At 42.3% G+C, this 17693-nt stretch carries 20 protein-coding genes, 1 tRNA gene and 1 pseudogene; 9 read left to right on the forward strand and 13 right to left on the reverse strand.

Annotation, left to right across the window (positions count from 1 at the left end):
- Positions 1-29: 29 nt before the first annotated feature.
- The 7 genes from I8748_RS17110 to I8748_RS17140 form a co-directional block, all read right to left on the reverse strand.
- Complete coding sequence (locus I8748_RS17110; RefSeq protein WP_198125778.1) at positions 30-773, reverse strand: ABC transporter ATP-binding protein; 744 nt, start codon at positions 771-773, stop codon at positions 30-32.
- Between the two features lie 259 nt (positions 774-1032).
- Entirely contained in the window at positions 1033-1260 is a 228-nt protein-coding gene (locus I8748_RS17115; protein ID WP_198125779.1) for an indolepyruvate ferredoxin oxidoreductase subunit alpha, read from the reverse strand.
- 193 nt (positions 1261-1453) lie between these two features.
- The gene (locus I8748_RS17120; protein ID WP_198125780.1) at positions 1454-2668 is read right to left on the reverse strand and encodes an ATP phosphoribosyltransferase regulatory subunit; all 1215 of its coding nucleotides are present in this window, start codon (positions 2666-2668) and stop codon (positions 1454-1456) included.
- 197 nt (positions 2669-2865) lie between these two features.
- A complete protein-coding gene (locus I8748_RS17125; RefSeq protein ID WP_198125781.1) occupies positions 2866-3816 on the reverse strand; it encodes a J domain-containing protein in 951 nt (316 codons plus the stop codon).
- A gap of 190 nt (positions 3817-4006) precedes the next feature.
- Complete coding sequence (locus tag I8748_RS17130; RefSeq protein WP_198125782.1) at positions 4007-4819, reverse strand: inositol monophosphatase family protein; 813 nt, start codon at positions 4817-4819, stop codon at positions 4007-4009.
- Positions 4820-4927: 108 nt separating this feature from the next.
- Positions 4928-5524, reverse strand: coding sequence for a thermonuclease family protein (locus tag I8748_RS17135; protein ID WP_198125783.1), 597 nt, complete (start codon positions 5522-5524; stop codon positions 4928-4930).
- The gene (locus I8748_RS17140; RefSeq protein WP_198125784.1) at positions 5514-5882 is read right to left on the reverse strand and encodes a 2Fe-2S iron-sulfur cluster-binding protein; all 369 of its coding nucleotides are present in this window, start codon (positions 5880-5882) and stop codon (positions 5514-5516) included. The genes I8748_RS17135 and I8748_RS17140 overlap by 11 nt, the downstream gene beginning before the upstream one ends.
- A 105-nt stretch (positions 5883-5987) precedes the next feature.
- Between I8748_RS17140 and I8748_RS17145 the strand changes: the two genes are divergently transcribed.
- Positions 5988-6074 (forward strand) — tRNA-Ser (locus I8748_RS17145).
- A 170-nt stretch (positions 6075-6244) separates the two neighbouring features.
- On the opposite strand, the gene I8748_RS17150 is transcribed toward I8748_RS17145, so the two are convergent.
- Positions 6245-6574 (reverse strand): hypothetical protein, encoded by a 330-nt coding sequence (locus tag I8748_RS17150; RefSeq protein ID WP_318781234.1) that lies wholly within the window; start codon positions 6572-6574, stop codon positions 6245-6247.
- A gap of 175 nt (positions 6575-6749) precedes the next feature.
- On the opposite strand from I8748_RS17150, the gene I8748_RS17155 reads away from it, so the two are divergent.
- From I8748_RS17155 to I8748_RS17165, 3 genes and pseudogenes are all read left to right on the forward strand, one after another.
- Complete coding sequence (locus I8748_RS17155) at positions 6750-6944, forward strand: hypothetical protein (protein ID WP_198125785.1); 195 nt, start codon at positions 6750-6752, stop codon at positions 6942-6944.
- A gap of 242 nt (positions 6945-7186) precedes the next feature.
- Positions 7187-7381 (forward strand): annotated as a pseudogene (locus I8748_RS17160) (hypothetical protein).
- Positions 7382-7618: 237 nt separating this feature from the next.
- Positions 7619-9076, forward strand: a complete 1458-nt coding sequence (locus tag I8748_RS17165) for a caspase, EACC1-associated type (RefSeq protein ID WP_225896452.1) — start codon at positions 7619-7621, stop codon at positions 9074-9076.
- Positions 9077-9298: 222 nt separating this feature from the next.
- Here the strand turns inward: I8748_RS17165 and I8748_RS17170 are convergent, their stop codons facing one another.
- The gene (locus I8748_RS17170) at positions 9299-9724 is read right to left on the reverse strand and encodes an HNH endonuclease (protein WP_198125786.1); all 426 of its coding nucleotides are present in this window, start codon (positions 9722-9724) and stop codon (positions 9299-9301) included.
- Positions 9721-10065, reverse strand: coding sequence for a hypothetical protein (locus I8748_RS17175; RefSeq protein ID WP_198125787.1), 345 nt, complete (start codon positions 10063-10065; stop codon positions 9721-9723). Before I8748_RS17175 ends, I8748_RS17170 begins: the two co-directional genes overlap by 4 nt.
- A gap of 148 nt (positions 10066-10213) precedes the next feature.
- On the opposite strand from I8748_RS17175, the gene I8748_RS17180 reads away from it, so the two are divergent.
- Both I8748_RS17180 and I8748_RS17185 read left to right on the forward strand, forming a co-directional pair.
- Positions 10214-10444, forward strand: coding sequence for a DUF2281 domain-containing protein (locus I8748_RS17180; RefSeq protein WP_198125788.1), 231 nt, complete (start codon positions 10214-10216; stop codon positions 10442-10444).
- Positions 10438-10815 carry a type II toxin-antitoxin system PemK/MazF family toxin gene (locus I8748_RS17185; protein ID WP_198125789.1) on the forward strand — a complete coding sequence of 126 codons (378 nt, stop codon included), beginning with the start codon at positions 10438-10440 and terminating at the stop codon, positions 10813-10815. The genes I8748_RS17180 and I8748_RS17185 overlap by 7 nt, the downstream gene beginning before the upstream one ends.
- A gap of 7 nt (positions 10816-10822) precedes the next feature.
- Here I8748_RS17185 and I8748_RS17190 read toward each other — a convergent pair whose 3' ends face one another.
- On the reverse strand, positions 10823-12595 hold the full coding sequence (locus tag I8748_RS17190) for an SWIM zinc finger family protein (RefSeq protein WP_198125790.1): 1773 nt from the start codon (positions 12593-12595) through the stop codon (positions 10823-10825).
- Between the two features lie 443 nt (positions 12596-13038).
- Here I8748_RS17190 and lpdA point away from each other — a divergent pair, with 443 nt between their 5' ends.
- The 3 genes from lpdA (at position 13039) to I8748_RS17205 (ending at position 15866) form a co-directional block, all read left to right on the forward strand.
- Positions 13039-14469: a dihydrolipoyl dehydrogenase gene (lpdA, locus tag I8748_RS17195; protein WP_198125791.1), complete on the forward strand. Its 1431-nt coding sequence runs from the start codon at positions 13039-13041 to the stop codon at positions 14467-14469.
- Positions 14470-14612: 143 nt separating this feature from the next.
- On the forward strand, positions 14613-15524 hold the full coding sequence (gene trpC / locus I8748_RS17200) for an indole-3-glycerol phosphate synthase TrpC (RefSeq protein ID WP_198125792.1): 912 nt from the start codon (positions 14613-14615) through the stop codon (positions 15522-15524).
- Positions 15525-15614: 90 nt separating this feature from the next.
- Positions 15615-15866, forward strand: coding sequence for a DUF5340 domain-containing protein (locus tag I8748_RS17205; protein WP_198125821.1), 252 nt, complete (start codon positions 15615-15617; stop codon positions 15864-15866).
- A 502-nt stretch (positions 15867-16368) separates the two neighbouring features.
- On the opposite strand, the gene I8748_RS17210 is transcribed toward I8748_RS17205, so the two are convergent.
- Both I8748_RS17210 and I8748_RS17215 read right to left on the reverse strand, forming a co-directional pair.
- Positions 16369-16596 carry a DUF2949 domain-containing protein gene (locus tag I8748_RS17210; protein WP_198125793.1) on the reverse strand — a complete coding sequence of 76 codons (228 nt, stop codon included), beginning with the start codon at positions 16594-16596 and terminating at the stop codon, positions 16369-16371.
- A 509-nt stretch (positions 16597-17105) separates the two neighbouring features.
- Complete coding sequence (locus I8748_RS17215; RefSeq protein ID WP_198125794.1) at positions 17106-17612, reverse strand: DUF192 domain-containing protein; 507 nt, start codon at positions 17610-17612, stop codon at positions 17106-17108.
- Positions 17613-17693 lie beyond the last annotated feature (81 nt).

A 17693-nucleotide genomic window follows, 5' to 3' on the forward strand; every position in this document is an offset into this window, starting at 1 on the left:
GCTCCTCTGCTCCCCATCCCCCCATCCCCTCAATGGGCCTTACCTGCTCCCAAATACAGTTCACCCACTTTGGGGTCGTTCAATAATTCTTGACCAGGCCCGGACATGGCGTCGCGTCCAGATTCTAGTACATAGCCGCGATGAGCCATTTCTAAGGCTTTACGAGCATTTTGTTCTACCAGGATAATTGCTGTACCTTCCTGGTTAATTTGTTTAATTTGCTCAAACACTTGTGTAACTAGAATTGGGGATAAAGCAGCAGAAGGTTCATCCAACAGCAGCAAACTAGGTTCTAACATTAAAGCTTTGCCCATCGCTAGCATTTGGCGTTCTCCTCCAGAAAGAGTACCAGCGCGTTGACGACGGCGATCGCTTAATCTAGGAAACATGGTAAATATTTTATCTTTGAGGGGTTTGAGGGGAACGTCACGAACGAAAGCTCCCATTTCTAAGTTTTCTTCAACACTGAGGGAGGGAAAGACATTGGCTATTTGCGGAACATAGCACATTCCCTTACGGACGATTTGATTTGACTTTAAGCCAGCAATATTTTCACCTTTAAAGGTAATTGTGCCTGTATGGGGGGTCAATAGCCCAAAAATAGTTTTTGCCAAGGTGGATTTACCAGCACCGTTAGGCCCAATTACTGTTACTAATTCACCTGGTTCAACCCGAAAATTCACGCCTTGCAGGATATCTACATCTTTTATATACCCAGCATGGACATTTTCAACTTCTAGTAATGGAGTAAAATTTTTTGGTGAACCTGACATTTTTAAATTTGGTATAAATTTTAATTAACATAGCCTATGAAACTTAAAAAGAACAGGCAATCTTGAAGTGTTTCAACATAATTACTAATTCGTAATTCGTAATTCGTAATTAGAGGGTTTGAGTCCACCGCTAAAATTTCAATTTAGCGGTCTTGAATTAGTTGGGGATTCAAACCCCAACTAATTCAATTACGAATTACGAGTTATCAATTACGAATTATTTCAAATGCCTGTTCCCCAGCTGATTTTAGCTGAAAAATCATTCCGGTGTTTTTTGCAAATCGGGTCTTTCTTCTGGAATGATCGCACCTTCTACAGGGCAAACTTGGAGACAGATGCCACAATCAATGCAGGTAGCAAAATCAATCCAGTACCAATCAGTCCCCTTAACATTTTTACCTGGGCCGTCATGAATACAAGCTACTGGACAGGCACCTACGCAGTCAGCAACGCCTTCACAAACATCAGTAACAATAGTGTGTGGCATTTTTCCGATTCCCTCTCTTCTAAGTCAGCTGTTTCTAGCGTAGCAGGGGACTGGGTACTGGGGATTGGGGAGTTAGGAGTTAGGAGTTAGGAGTTAGGAGTGAGGAGTTAGGAGTTAGGAGTGAGGAGTTAGGAGTTATTTCTTCCTCATCCCCCCATCTCCCCTGCTCCCCTGCTCCCCTGCCCCTAACTGGCTACCAACGCAATGTCTCAATTGTCGGTGAACCGTCAGCTTTAATCCAGGCGATTTGGGCAATATTGCGATCGCGTGCATATTGGCGAATGGCTTGGGCATCCCTACCGCCTAAATCCATTTCCACCCTTACCAAATAAGTTGAATCTCGTAGTTTTTGCGCGTAGGCAAAGGCAGCAGCTTCAGCAGTTGCAGCTTCTGGTACTACCAACCAGTTGCTAGCTGGAGTTGTCTGTGGTAATTGCTGAGTAGGTAAAAGAACTTGGTATAAATCTTCAATATTGAGTACAAAACCAATCCCAGGGATGTTTTGTTTTTGGGGGTGATATAGTCGCAGAAGTTGGTCGTAGCGACCGCCCCGCCCTAAAACTCTCGCTTGGGAGCCAGTATCACTGACAACTTCAAAGACAATACCGGTGTAATAATCTATGGTTTGGATGAGACTGAGGTCGAGAATTACAGGGAATTCCCCTTTGGATTCTAATAACTCTACCAGAGATTTGAGGTTATTTACTGCTTCTTGTTGTTCTGCGTCTAGATTGAGGCTGCTGACTTTTTGCAACACATCTGCACTTTTGCCGCGCAGATCTAGCATGATTCTGGCGCGATCGCGTAGTTCGTCGCTTAAAGGCAGAGTATCTATGGTGATGCGGTCGAGATGAGCGATCGCACTGCGGACTTGAGCTTGTAAATCAGTGGGAAAGGCATCAAGAAGCGATCGGGTGATTCCCGCTTCGCCTAAAATTAAATGCCAGCCCTGTAAACCCAATGCTGACAAGCAATTGCCCACCAACAACAACACTTCTGCATTTGCCAGTAATCCGCCTACACCCAACAACTCAACCCCAGCTTGATAAAATTCTTGCTGAGAATTGTGCCTGTTTTCCCAAGTGCGACGAAATACGTTGGCATTGTAGTACAGTCGTTGGGGATAACTCGCATCTGCCATGCGAGTTGCAACCGCACGAGCAATAGAGGCTGTCAATTCTGGACGCAGCCCTAACTCTTCATCTGCGCCATTTTGCAATTGAATTACCATCTGGCGCTGAATTGCTTCTCCCGCCATCAGCGTATCCATCCGCTCTAGTGTCGAGGTGATAATCCTGTGATATCCCCAACGGTGAAACACCTGCTCTAATCTATCTTCAATCCAGCGTTTTTGAGCTACATCTAAGGGCAATAAATCCCTGGCTCCCGCTGCTGGTTGATAAACCATTAAATCCTCCGTTAAATTAATCCCACCAACTCATACTAATTTCAAAGGGACTACTAGTCTGCCAACCCAAAATTGCTGGGTGAAGGCAAGCAGAGGGTGCAGGGGTGCAGGGGTGCAGGGGGGATGAGGGGGAGAATAAGTAAACTAATACCCCATGCCCAATTCCCCATTCCCAATGCCCAATTCCCTTTTACTGACTATTTTTTCTTACCACCAAACAAACCACCAAACAATCCGCCACCCCCAGGCTTATCTGGTTGCTTAGTTCCACTACTATGAGGTGAAGTCACTTTAGCAGTAGTTGATTGTTGCCCCAAAGCCTTTTCTATTTTAGGTTTCCATGCCAACGCTGCTTCGTCGTTAGGGTCTAATTTGAGCGCGTTATCAAAGTGAATTTTCGCCATTTTCAACTGATTCTGCTTTAAATACACCACTGCCATCAGACTATGACAGCGACTACTTTTAGGTTCTAGTTTCAAAGCATCCTGCAATTCTACTTTGGCCTGGGCAAATTGATTTTTATCAATCAAAGTTTGAGCGCGACGGAGATATTGTTCGACTACTGAATCTTCTTTTGCTGGCACCGGTGGGGGTGGGGGTGCTGCTGTATTTGGCTTTGATGTATTGGAGTTGACTGGGGCTTTGGCAGTTGGTGGTGCTGCAAGAGCTTTGCCAGCATTTTGCATCAAGTAAACTAAATTCAACTCGCTGATTTGGGCAATGATTTGAATTGATTGCAGCAACGAATTGTATTGTGTTTCAGCAATTTTGGCGATCGCAGTTTTATAGAGATGATCGCTATTTGGGGCAGCAGCTAGCTGTTTAGCTAAATCAGTAGTCAATTCCACCGAATTAGATTCTTGTACCAGACGCTTGCCCATTTGAGACAAAACTATGATGTATTCTGCGCGAGTGCGTTCAGCAGTTAGTTTTTCGTAAGCTGGGTTAACCAACTTTGACAACAATTCGCTCGCTAGCTGCTTTTCTGAAGCAGTTGTGATAGCAGTGCTATCAGGATGCAAGCGGCGAGCGATTTGAAGATACCGTTTACGTATATCTTTCACATCCGCATCAACTGGAACGCACAAAATTGCGTGATGGTCTATGAAATCATATTTAAACAATCCACGATCTATTTTTAATGACATAAAGCGGTTTGCACCAAAGGAGGCGTTAGATTTGTTCTAGTTTACTTCGCCCAATCAGCAATCCGGCAGTAGCAAATTTTCGGGAGTCAGAAGTCAATTGTCAGTAGTCAGTAGTCAGTAGTTAGCTGTCAGTAGTAAAAAATGCTCTCCCCTTCTCCCCCGCCCCCCTGCACCTCTGCTCCCTATTCACTCATCTCCATGCCGACAGGGGAGGAACTTGTTGTAGTTCACGACTCAGGCTGTCATGTAGATAACCGTTAGTAGCTAAAATTCTACCAGTTTCAATTTTGAAGGGAGTGCCATCGTAGGCAGTGATTTTACCACCTGCTTCTTGTAATAAAATTACACCAGCGACAACATCCCAAGGAGAAAGCCCTCGTTCCCAATAGCCATCGACACGCCCACAAGCAACACACGCCAAATCCAGCGATGCTGAACCGCTGCGTCTGACTCCTTGGGTGAGATGGGTGAGGTGGCAAAATTCGGCATAGTTGTTGTCAGAGGTTTCGCGGCGATCATAGGCAAAACCTGTTACTAAAAGACTTTTACTCAGTTCCGCAGTTTGCGAAACTTGAATGGGGCGGCGATCGCGTGTTGCTCCCAAACCAGCAGCAGCACGGAATAATTCATCGTGGAAAGGGTCATAAATTACGCCAACTTGCGGAACGCCGTTAATTAACAACCCAATAGAAACCGCAAAAGCTGGGTATTGGTGGGCGTAGTTAGTTGTGCCATCTAAAGGATCAATCGCCCAGAGATACTCATTATCTTGATTGCCTAATTTCCCTGACTCTTCAGCAAGGATAGAGTGCTGGGGAAAATGACGACGCAAAACTTCTAAAATTACTGCTTCCGAAGCTTTATCCGCAGCCGTGACTAGATCACCAGGGCGTCCCTTTTCAGTCACAGCATCTTCTAATTTACCCAAATAACCATTTAACACCGCACCCGCAGCTAGCGCCGCTTCCGTGGCAATATCCAGAAAAATTTGTAGTTGAGTCATGAGTCAATGGTCAGTGGTCAGTGGTCAGTAGTCAATAGTCAGTGGTCAGCGGTCATTAGTCAATACTTGCCAGAAAACAACTGACAACTAACAACTAACAACTAACAACTACCGATTCAACCGACGAAACTCAGTAGGAGTCATACGCATCGGTTTTTCTGGATTCCAAATACCTTGACCCATGATTCTAGCCCATTGTTGGGCACGTTCTAAGCGCTGGTCATACTTATGATTAGGCGATCGCCCTACAAACAAAGCATACCCTTGTTTGACAATTTGTTCATTCAGCAACTTTTTATCTTTCCACACATAAGCCAAAGTCCGCCCAATTTTGTCTTTTGCCTCAATATCAAACTCCAGCATTACAGTTTTTTCTGCACCGCCAATCAAATTTTCTAACTGTTGTTTTGCCTCATCTCCCCAAGGACGCTGACGCAGATCTGGTGCATCAACACCAATCAACCGCACTTGGGATATCAAATTTGGTTGTTCAGCCATACCTAGCACTTCCAAACTTTGCCCACTCACCACCCGCGCCACCTTCACCTGCGCCTGATTACTTTCCGGCTTACCTTTAGCTTGACAACTCACCAACAGCAAAAGACAAGCCAAAACCGCAATTCTTCGCAACCAAACACTAATACGCACCGCCAGAGTAGTTTTTGCGCCTTTGCGCCTTTGCGTGAAACAAAACTTAATCCTCATCTAAAGGTAAACCCGCCTTAACTCTCCCCCTAGCAAAATAGCGTCCGAACTGGAGTTCATAGACTTCATCTTCATCTTGCGTTTCCACCTCCAAGTCAGAACGGGGATAACTCACACACAGCAAAGCATAACCTTGGCGGCGCAACTCTGGCGACAATCCGATCGCTTCTGGTTGGTAAATATCTCCCGACAACACCCGCACAGCGCAAGTGGTGCAAGCCCCATTCCGGCAAGAAAAAGGCAATTCTACCCCTTCTCTTTCACCACTGTGCAGGATGTAGCGGTCTTCTGGTACTTGCAGGGTGTATTCTTTGCCAGTGGCGCGATCGCGAACTTTAATTGTGTATGTACGGGACATCTTGATTTAGGTTTTAGGATGGGACTTTCAGATTAAATCTAAAATATCTTTTTTTATCTTTGCATTTTCTGGAATTTTAGACTAATATAGTAAATCGTGACATCTGGAGAGATGGCCGAGTGGTTGAAGGCGCAGCACTGGAAATGCTGTTTGGGGGCAACTTCAACGAGGGTTCGAATCCCTCTCTCTCCGTTCTCAACTATAGTTTACACAATGGTTTGGGTTGTGATTGTACTCAGCTGACAAACTGATTTTGATTAATAATTTTGTCAAAATTGGTTGAATTGCTGGTTGAAGGCGATCGCATTTCAATTAAATTAAATACCAATCTTGTAGGGTGGGCATTTTGCCCGCCCTATTTATTACTTATTCAACAAGTCAATGAGTTGTTCAAGTAGCAACTTAGCCTTATACAAATTCATCAACTGTGATTGCTTATAACGCTCAGGGTAGCTCATATTACGCCCTTCCATTGTGATGCGAATTAAAGCCGATTGCTCGTCTGTGGGTACTCCCATTTCATCTAGTGCGGAACCAAAGCACTGAAAGTTCGCAAAACTAGGAGACTTTAAACCCCTGTTTTCCTTCATCTGTTGAAGTGCCAAGTATGGAAACGCCAACAGGGATGTTATGTACGACGTTTTGTAACCTGGATTACCAGTTGGCTTGATGCCATCTACGGCACAAGTCACGCAATTCCGTGAGCGTTTTGATTTCTAGTTCAGAACGCGTAAACATACAATAGAATTACCTCTTGATAAAAGTGGTATCGGTGGGTAACAACTTTTCCAGGGTTAAGACCCACCGATAGAAAAATTTTATTCCTCTGTTAACAGAAGAATCAAGCTATATACATAGTTCTCAACAATGCCTAACCCCAAGGGTAATCCACAAAACTTTGAACCAATTAAATCAACTAGAGACGAACAGTTGACCGAGCAATTAAACTTTCGAGTCACCAAGACCATGAAAGACGAGGTAAAAGCACAAGATGACCCCCCTGAATTTTGCCGTCAAGCAATCCAGAAAGCACTAGATGAAAAAAAGGGCAAAGATAAATAGCCGTCATCAGCTACGCAGTGAAAACCCTTTTTCTCTCTGTGTCTTTGTGACGCCAGTTGCTTCAAGTCGGCAAAGCCGCCCAACGCACTGGCTTGTCTTTGTGGTTTAGTATCTTCACCACCAAGGCACAAAGACACCAAGCATAATTTGCTTTCTAATTTCTCTGTGTTCTCTGTGCCTCTGTGGTTCGATAAGAAAACTAATTTTCACAGCCTAAGACACTATATTTACTTTTCTCAACAATGCCTAATCCTAAAGGGAATCCACAGAACTTACAACCAGCACCATCAGATAGAGAGATTAAATTAACTGAATAATTAAACTTTCGAGTCACTAAGGAAATGAAAGACGAGGTGAAAGCACAAGATGATCCCCCTGAATTTTGCCGTCAAGCAATTCAGAAAGCACTAGATGAAAAAAAGGGCAAAGATAAATAGCCGTCATCAACTACGCAGTGAAAATCCTTTTTCTCTTTGTGTCTCAGTGTCTTTTGTGGTTTAAAATTTTTTACCACTTTTACCACCAAGGCACAAAGACACAAAGTATTTTTAAGGCAGCAACCTTCGGCAAAACTGGGGCTGAAACTTGTCAAGAGTACGGAAATCAACTTTGATAAAGTCTAAAATATAAAATTAAAGCAAATTTGAGCGTTTTAACGTAAATAAGCAAGCAAAATGGCAAAGTATGCATTGCTGATTGGGACTAGTGAATATCAGTCTGAGAAGATAAATCCGTTACCTGGTGTCGCTAAAGATATTGAAGCAATGCAACGTGTTTTGCAGGATTCAAACATAGGCGGGTTTGATGAAGTCAAATTTTTGCTTAATCCTGATTCCATCACTATGCAGTCAGAAATTGAGCAGTTATTCATGGAAAAATGTCAAAAAGATGACATAGTAATGCTTTATTTTTCTGGACATGGCTATAGACATGAAGATGGGCATCTATTTTTTGTCACCCACAACACCGAAATCAATCCCCAAGGTTTCCCAAGGCTTGCAACAGCAGTAGCTACCAAGTTTATCCATGAACGTTACATGAGTAGCAGCAAGTCAAAGCGACAGGTAATTATTTTGGATTGTTGCTTTAGCGGGGCTTTTGCTGAGGGGATGAGTGCAAGAGACTTTTCGACTATTGACCTTGATATTGAAGCGCAATTAGGTGGTGAAGGTAGAGTTGTGTTAACCTCTTCAACAGCGACACAGCGATCGTTTGAAGATTCGGGAGGCGGAATTTACACCCGCTATTTGGTTGAAGGAATTGAAAAAGGCGCGGCTGATACTGATAACGATGGTGTGATTACAGTTGCAGAACTGCATGAATATGCCAAGCGCAAAGTGCAGGAAGCAAAACCAGCGATGAAGCCGGAAATTTTTGCAGTTCGGGAAGGTTATACAATTCGTTTAGCGAAAGCACCAGTAGGCGACCCGCAATTAGAGTATCGAAAAGAAGTAGAGAAATGTGTCAGGAATGGTCATGTCTCATCTGTTGGACGCAGGGTTCTTAATCGTAGACAAAAGGAATTAGGATTACAGCCGGAAGTGGCGGCGGCGATAGAAGAGGAAGTCTTAAAACCATTTCGCGAGTTTGAGGAAAGCTTACAGGAATATGAAGAAGCACTGGCTGAAGCTTTGGAAGAAGAACCAATTCTTAGTGATGGAACTCGTGAGGATTTAAAGCGATTCCAACAACTTCTTAAGCTTCGAGATGAGGATGTTGCCCCCATACATCAACGTTTGATTTCTCCTCAGCCCATTTCCCAGCAGCCAACACCGACAGCTGCACCTCGACAAACACCACCCAACGAAGATGACCTCAGTTCAGAAAAAGGTATAAACTACACCAAGCTGCGGGATTTGCTAAAAGCAGGACAGTGGAAAGAAGCAGATTATGAAACTTATCTGGTGATGGTTCAGGCGGTAGGAGGTGACAAAGGCGACTATTTAAACAATGAACAACTTTTAGATTTTCCCTGCACAGACCTCCGTACAATTGACTACCTGTGGGTCAAATATAGCAATGGACACTTTGGCTTTAGCGTTCAAAAGAAAATTTATTTAAGTCTTGATGTTAAGCCGTACGGTGATTTATTTGAACAAACTTTGGATAAATTTAGTGATCACGTTGGATAGAAAGTGAATAGTAAATGGATAAAAGACTCAGAGGTAAATTTTAATATATCAGCACCTATTGGACATTTGCCTTTCTCACCCTCCTTTGCCACTAATACTATCACCAGGACACCTTTTGTTACTTATAATGCAGACCTTAAATGGCAAGGTATTCATCATCTCGTATCCAGACTTAAAGAGTGTAATATTTAAGGCTTTCATAGTGTAGAAGTTACCAGTTATTTAAATATTAGGAGGATGTTCACCCATCTTCACCCACATTTTACGCACACGAGTCAATTGTGGACGGTTCATTTTCAAAGCAGAAATTGTTGCTCGACCAACAGGTGTAATTCCTATAATTTCCGTAGCATTTTCATTCCAAGTAAAATGCTCAGACCACAATTGCTGTTGTGGATGAAATAGTTTGACTTCCTGTTGAGTTGTTGGGTCAAGCGCTGTTTGGCGAGATGCTTTATAACGGTTACAAGATGGACAAGCCAAGCAGAGATTTTCAAACAGGGTTTCTCCATTAGCTGACCTAGGAATGATATGCTTAAACTCAAAATTAGTGACAGTCAGTGATTCAGCAGTATGGCAGTAAGCACAACAATCTTTGAAATGATTACGAATTTCTCGTTGTAGCTCAACAGGAATGTAAACACTCACGCTACTTTTGATCTTCCTTTGAGTGTATTTAAGGTGTACCTAGCTCTGGTTTTAAGAATATTTAGTTGGTCAACTTGCGCTATTAAACGGTCTAGAGTGGCAGTATCATCATCTGATAATTGGTCTTGAGCATTCTGAGCTAGTAAATCATCCAATTGAGCCTGAGCTTTAGGAGACAACATACTTTCTGCCAAAGCTGTCAGTTCATCTTGGCTTAAACCAGTTAATATTTCGGCATCTACTGCTAATGTATTTGTTAGCTGATTATATGTTTCTAAATCTAACAGTACACCAACTCGCTCGCCTTGATGGTTAGTAATATACTGGATTGATTCAGACATGGCTTTATTTGCGAATATACCTATAATTATCGTAAAGTATCAGAGCTTTTTGATAAAACTTAATTTACTGTTAATGCATCAGGTGACTTAAAGATAGCGATAATGTATATATTTGCCGTACTCAAATAAAATTGCAGTAAGCGTACACATGACAGCACACGACGAAACCATCGCTAAAATTCGCCTTCTTCCAGAATCTCTGGTTAAAGAGGTCAGTGATTTTATAGACTTTCTTGTTTGGAAGTCTAGCGGTAAAGATTCTTCATCCTGGCTTCAGTCTCATGAATCTTTGGAATTAGTTGAGTCAGATTTTTCTGATTATTTATCCAACTTGGAAGAGTATGAAAATCGCTTGGCTCGTGGGAAAATTCAGTGGTAGAAATTAAACGAGGGGATATAGTTCTGTGTGATCTCAATCCAGTTATAGGTACAGAACAAGCAGGTATTAGACTCGTTATCATTCTACAGATTGATCAAGCAAACGCTGTAAGCCCTCATACAATCATTGCTCCATTTACTTCTAAAATTCGACGCGCTCTTTTACCATCTCATGTATTTGTTCCTACCGGAATTGGTGGATTAAATCAAGATTCTGTAATACTTTGTGAGCAAATTCGAGCCATTGATAAATCAAGAATAATCAGAGTTATTGGTTATCTAGATCAGAATTATCTAGCACAATTAGCATTAGCTTTGTCTACAATTCTTGGCTTGCAGGGATTGAGCAATAATAGTTATAACGATTCTTAATTACGAATTACTCCATACCCTGTTGCTTAAACATTTCCATTAATTTACGCTTGCGGGCGTGGGTTTGTATTAGTTCTGTGCGATAGCTTGACCAGTCGGTTTGTCTGCCAGATGCCAAATAAGCGGCGCGTGCTTTCTTTAACCATTCAACTGCATAATAATAGTATTCTGCCTTACCCTCATTCATAATCTTTTCGGCACGGCGGTGGGCATTGGCAATTACCCAATCAGGTTTATGAGGGATAGCAGCATTCATCACTCGATGTATTAACTCAGAATAATCAGAACTGAGTTCCGAAACGATCGCGATCGCATCCTCGATTAATCCCTCATGTAAAAATATATCCACCTTGGCTGATGCTGTTTCCCAACCTCCAAAGGTGCGAATAATTTTTAACAAGTCAGTTTTGACACTTTCCCAGTATTCCCCGGCTAATTCTGCCATCCTTTGATAGTCAAAAAACGAAGGATTAACTTGGAAAGCAGCTTTAATTGCTGATAAAGCTGCTGCATGATTATCCAACTCCAAGGCTAAATCACTTGTCCAAATTGCCAATTCATACTGACAATTTCCCGGTAAATTAAATCCTGTTTGGGCAATATCTAATGCTTGCTGTAATGAACCTTGTGCTGCTAGTGTTTTAGCTAAAGCAAAAGCTTCTTCCATTGAGTTCATCTCGGTTTGGGCAGTTGCAATTGCTTCTTCAACTCTGCCTAACCTACCCAAAATTGTGAGATATTGTTCAGTTTGCCCTTCGGCTGCTGCTAAATACAGATATTCTTGATAACGTTCCTGACGTTCAAGGATTTTCAGGCGAATCAGTGCCAAATCATCGGCGTAGTCTGGTATTTCTTCTTCCCAAATTCCCCTAGGAGTGATATTTCCTTCTAGAACACTTAGTAGTGCTGGTTCATCCCAGCCTTGATGCAAAGCTTCTAAACTCATGGCAAAATCAGCATTCCACTCATCTTGCCAAGTTTCCAAATTCACCTGAATATCTACTTTTTCTTCTGGGGAAAGTTCGGCGGTGAGAATGGCTTCACACCAAGCATCATTTAATTCCTCGACAATTTCATCATTGTCAGCACCGTATTCTGCAACATAGTCCCAATTTTCCACACAAGCAGAAGTAATGGTTTCCAAAATTGCGATCGCACTATAACCATCTCCCCGTTCACAAAAGTCTACAGCAGTTTGGATCACACTAGGCAATTCTTCGCTAATGGGGTCGTCTTCGTAGCCATTTTCCCAATAACGCACTGCATCCCGGAGAATTTGCCGTACCTGCTGCCCAAAGGGCTTAGGATTAACAGTCAGGCGTGCAGCTTTGGCGGTTTGTTCCTTGGGTGCAGGATTGATTATCCAACTGACGTGGTGATCAATCGTCTCAATTAACTGCGGGTATCGTGTAACTAATTCTTCCACCAGTCTTTGAGTTTGAAGATGATCAAGAGAATCGAGTAATTCTTCTAAGGTGGGGCGTTGTTCAATAAGTTCTGGCTGACGCAGGCAAAAAAGTATAGTCGCCACAATGTGTTTACACCAACCATCAAAGTTATAAGCACAGGTGCAGTTTGCTGAAGTTAAACCTTGATCATCAAAAACCAAGCTTACACGATAGGGTTTGGCTTCATGACCTGCAACTTCTGCCTGAAATTGATTATTACGTTGGGTAACGGCATGAACCGCACCTGCTTTGTAATAAGCCTCACCCCGTTGAAAAGATTTGGCGTTAGTATGACGACGGATGGTGAATTCACTGATTTTGGGAATGAACATCGGGCGATTGCCTGCAAAAATCCTATGGGTCGATGAATTGTAAATCCAGCTTAGGTGCTAAGCTAATTAGTTGCAAGACAATTACAAGTAATAAAAAACTTCTTATCTGCTAGTATTGGTACTTTCAATCACTCAATACTTAGATTGATCTTATATTAATTGCTGAATCTAAGCAGGTAATCACGCCCAGAAAATAACATTATTTGCTCAAAAATCAGGATAATTTGCACTCTTCCTGAAAGCAGATATATTCCCAGCAAGTTTTATCTAAAGTATCAAAGAAAATAAGTATATATTTTTTACTATAATAATACCCAAAACATAAATCTCTTCAGCTGCTAGCGTAAATCATAAATTGATTTAGCAACTCTCAAACATTAGGGGGTTGCGTTGATTGCTTGACGAGTTGAGAATAAATAGGCGAAGCACACGGGGAAACTAACGTGAGTGATGGATTTGATTACGATTTAGTGATTATAGGCGCTGGTGTAGGCGGACATGGCGCAGCCCTACACGCCGTCAGCTGCGGTTTGAAAACAGCGATTATTGAAGCAGCAGACATGGGAGGAACCTGTGTCAACCGAGGCTGCATTCCATCAAAGGCGCTATTAGCAGCAGCTGGACGTGTGCGGGAATTACGCAATGCCCACCATCTAAAATCGCTGGGAATTCAAATAGGCAATGTGGAATTTGACCGGGAAGCGATCGCCAATCATGCCAATAATTTAGTATCGAAAATTCAAGGTGACTTAACCAACAGCCTTAAACGTCTGGGTGTCGATATTATCCGGGGTTGGGGAAAAATAGCCGGCACACAAAAAGTGACTGTGACTGGTGATGGTGGTGAAAAAACCATCCAAGCCAAAGATATAATCCTTTCCCCTGGTTCAGTACCGTTTGTACCTCCAGGCATTGAAGTAGACGGCAAAACCGTTTTTACCAGCGACCAAGGCGTGAAATTGGCATCTCTACCGGAATGGGTAGCGATTATTGGTAGTGGTTACATCGGCTTGGAATTTTCCGATGTTTACTCAGCTTTGGGCTGTGAAATTACCATGATTGAAGCCCTAGATCAATTAATGCCAGGATTTGACCGCGATATAGCCAAACTCGCTGAACGGGTGTTGATTACTCCCCGCGACATTGAAACCAAAGTAGGGATATACGCTAAAAAAGTGATTCCCGGTTCACCGGTGGTCATTGAGTTAGCAGACTTTAAAACCAAAGAAGATTTAGAAGTGATCGAGGTGGATGCTTGTTTAGTTGCCACAGGACGCATTCCAGCCACGCAAAACCTCGGTTTAGACTCTGTGGGTGTAGAACTAGACCGACGAAATTTTATTCCCGTCGATGACCGCATGGCAGTGTTGAGTGCTGGTGAAGTAGTGCCGCATTTGTGGGCAATTGGCGATGCAACAGGCAAAATGATGCTAGCACACGCCGCTTCCGCCCAAGGCATCGTCGCCGTGGAAAATATAGTCGGGCGATCGCGTGTGGTAGACTATCGCAGCATCCCCGCAGCTGCATTTACCCACCCAGAAGTTAGTTATGTCGGCTTAACAGAAACAGCCGCCAAAGAATTAGGTCAAGCAGAAGGCTTTGAAATCGCCACAAGTAGAAGTTACTTCAAAGGTAATTCTAAAGCTTTGGCAGAAAACGAAGCCGACGGTATAGCAAAAGTAGTGTATCGCAAAGACACAGGTGAAGTTTTAGGCGTCCACATTTTCGGATTACACGCCTCAGACCTAATTCACGAAGCCTCAGCCGCGATCGCTAACCGTCAATCTGTTAACACTCTCGCCCATTTAGTTCACGCCCACCCCACACTTTCAGAAGTGCTGGATGAAGCCTATAAACGGGCTGTTACCGTTTAGGGAGTAGGGAGTAGGGAGTGGGGAGTAGGGGAGATGAGGGGGATGAGGGGGACAATAACTAACTCCTCATTCCCCATGCCCCATGCCCCATTCCCAATGCCCAATGCCCAATGCCCAATGCCCAATTCCCAATTCCCTAAATTATGCAAATCCGTCGCCGTTCACCAAGCCCAGCTATTAATGTATCCATGTTGCGCTATCAGGTTGCTTTGCCAGATGCAACCCCAAACAATATTTTGGAGGAAATTGTTTGGCACAAAGAAGTCGAAGTTGACCAAATGCGCGAAAAAGTTCCCTTACTGGAATTGCAGAAGCAAGTACTAACTGCACCGCCTACCCGTGATTTCGTCGCCGCCCTACGCCAAGGTAAGACAAATCCAGCCTTGATTGCTGAAGTTAAAAAAGCTTCCCCTAGCAAAGGTGTTTTCCGAGAGGATTTTGACCCAGTAGCGATCGCCTTATCCTATGAACAAGGAGGTGCTAGTTGTCTTTCTGTGCTAACCGATGTTAAGTTCTTTCAAGGTAGCTTTGACAATTTAGCCAAGGTTCGCGCTGCCGTAGATTTACCTTTACTTTGTAAGGATTTTGTTATATATCCTTATCAAATGTACTTAGCACGCCTCCAAGGTGCAGATGCAGTTTTGTTGATTGCAGCTATCCTCAGTGATCAGGATTTGCAATACTTTATCAAAATTGCCAATGCCCTGAAAATGGCAGCTTTAATTGAAGTCCACAATCTAGAAGAACTTGACCGTGTACTAGCTTTAGATGGTGTATCTTTAGTAGGAATTAATAATCGTAATTTAGAAGATTTCACTGTTGACTTGCAAACTACTTGCCAGTTGTTAGAAGTAAGAGGTAAGCAACTACAAGAACGTAATATCTTGGTGGTCAGCGAATCAGGATTACATAACTCAAATGATTTGAGTGTAGTAAAAACAGCAGGTGCATCCGCAGTGTTGATTGGAGAGTCTTTAATAAAACAACCGAATCCAGAATTAGCGATCGCCAATCTCTTCTCTAAATCTTCATCTGTGGCTACATCAGACCTCTAACTAAATTTTTGTTTCCTGTGTCACAATTCATTAGCAGGAGACAAAATTTTTACTAAAAGGAAATTAAATTTGAAAAATCAAATTAATTACATGGAGCAAATTCCTCTTCCATCACCTATCCACTACGAACTTATACTCCAACTCTTAGAAAGACAAACTATGTCAGCAGTCAGTCAAAATCCTGATTTGCGGCGTCAAGTAAATCAGTTAATTATCACCCTGCGTAAAGCAGCAGTGCAACAAAAACAACTAGAAGAAATTTGCCAGTTTTCCTCTGTAACTGTAGACCACCGTTGGTCAATCAACCATCATAATAGCGATCAAGTTGTCACCCCTGATTGACATAAAACTGAATTTATAGCAAAGTGCTGAGGAGCCAGTGCGTTGCGGAGGTTCCCTCCGTTGTAGCACCTGGCGTTGCTGAGTAAAAACCCAGTTGCTACCCTACGGTAAGCCGCTTTGCTTCTACAAAGTTTTGAGTAATCAACCCTGTCCTAACCTATGTAACTACAGCTATAAAAGTTTAAACTCACAAATCAAAAAAGCTTTTTGTCTATAGCTATCAATCTTTTGTCAAATAATAATTTTCTAATGCCCACCTGTACTATTTGGGTAAATTTACTGTGATTATTTGATATTAATATAGTACTAATTCTTATGACCATTGACTAATGACTAATGACTAATAACAAAATCAAAAGAGCGAGTTTTTTAAAAAACTTGCTCTTTTACTTGGTAATTAAATGAGTAGAAATGGTAAAAGTCAATTTCCTTATCTACCAGCCTTGATATAAGGCAGAACGGATGTGACATACCTTGATTCTCCTGTATAAGCTACTCATAGCTACGCCGTCTCCAGCCAATCGTAAATTTGTTCCAATTGTTCTAACGTAATCAACCCGTACTGCCAAAGGATCATTGGTAAAGGGCCAGGATCTTGTTCGCGGTGTCGCAGTGCAACCGCAAGTGATGCTGCGGAAATTGACAAATCTTCCTGTAAAAAGTGAATTAGTCGAGAATAAGTTGATGGTGACATTTGTAACTCACCCCCTTGCCTATTGTGTATTGTCATATATGGATTAACCATTTCTCAGTAACCCGCAGCTAATATTTCATTTGTTACTATCCGACTACCGGAGCAATGTCCCGGCAATATTGCCTGAAAATCGTCAAAAAGAGTGTTTTTGGCAGAAAAAACTAGTAAATACCAGCTTTAGCCTATTTGTCTGCTCAGTTCTCAAGCTGCAAGTCAGACTGGTTAAATTGGTTTTATCTTTTAACTGGAATGTTTTATTAAATTACACATCCAGTAATAAAGATTCCATAGCCTATACTCCCTTATGAGCGACTATTTATACGTACGTCAAAAGGAAGATTTTTGCAACTAAAGTTTTGAACTGTGATTTTACCTCGGAAACAGCAGCGTTTCCTATTTTTGACATGATATTAAATAGTAGCCTCAGAATTTACCTTTTTACATATACTTGATACTTTTTTTACAGAAAAATCATGAATTGATATTTTCTCGGATATTACAGGAGAAAACACTAGAATGTTGATCTTTGCAGAAGCTCCAGTCACTCAAAATTCAATTTTGACGCGATCGTCTTTTTGCAATTTTAATTCGGCAGCTCGTCCGGCACGCAGTTCAATCACCGTGTCGATAGGTACATTAGGCCCATAAGTAGGACAAGGCTCATTAGCACAGGGAGGCGCAGAAGCTTCAACATACTTTACCACCCCATCTTGTAAAAAGACCATATCCAGAGCAACAGGTACATTTTTCATCCAAAACCTGACTGGCTGTGCAGAAGGAAACTTAAACAGCATCCCCCGATTATCTGGTAAAGCTGGTCGATACATCAAACCTTTTTCCTGTTGTTCCTGTGTCTGTGCCACTTCTAATTGAATCGTTGTACCATTGGGCACAATTGCCTTTGCAGAAATCGGTAATGTTTGACCAGCAGATGTTGGTGCTTGCACTAAAATACTTGAGTTTGGTGTAGGAGATTTAGCGTTTGTCTGCATAGAACAGCCGATGAGGAGAATACCTAACAGCATGGGTACTAAACTTAGCCAACGCATCATATAATTTCCGATTTTGTAATTTAAATTTCGATTTTACAGAATTTGAGCCAGAAAGCCCACAGTTTTTAGTTGTTTTTTTGG

It is taken from the genome of Amazonocrinis nigriterrae CENA67, assembly GCF_016056305.1.
GTDB classification, from domain to species: Bacteria; Cyanobacteriota; Cyanobacteriia; order Cyanobacteriales; family Nostocaceae; genus Amazonocrinis; species Amazonocrinis nigriterrae.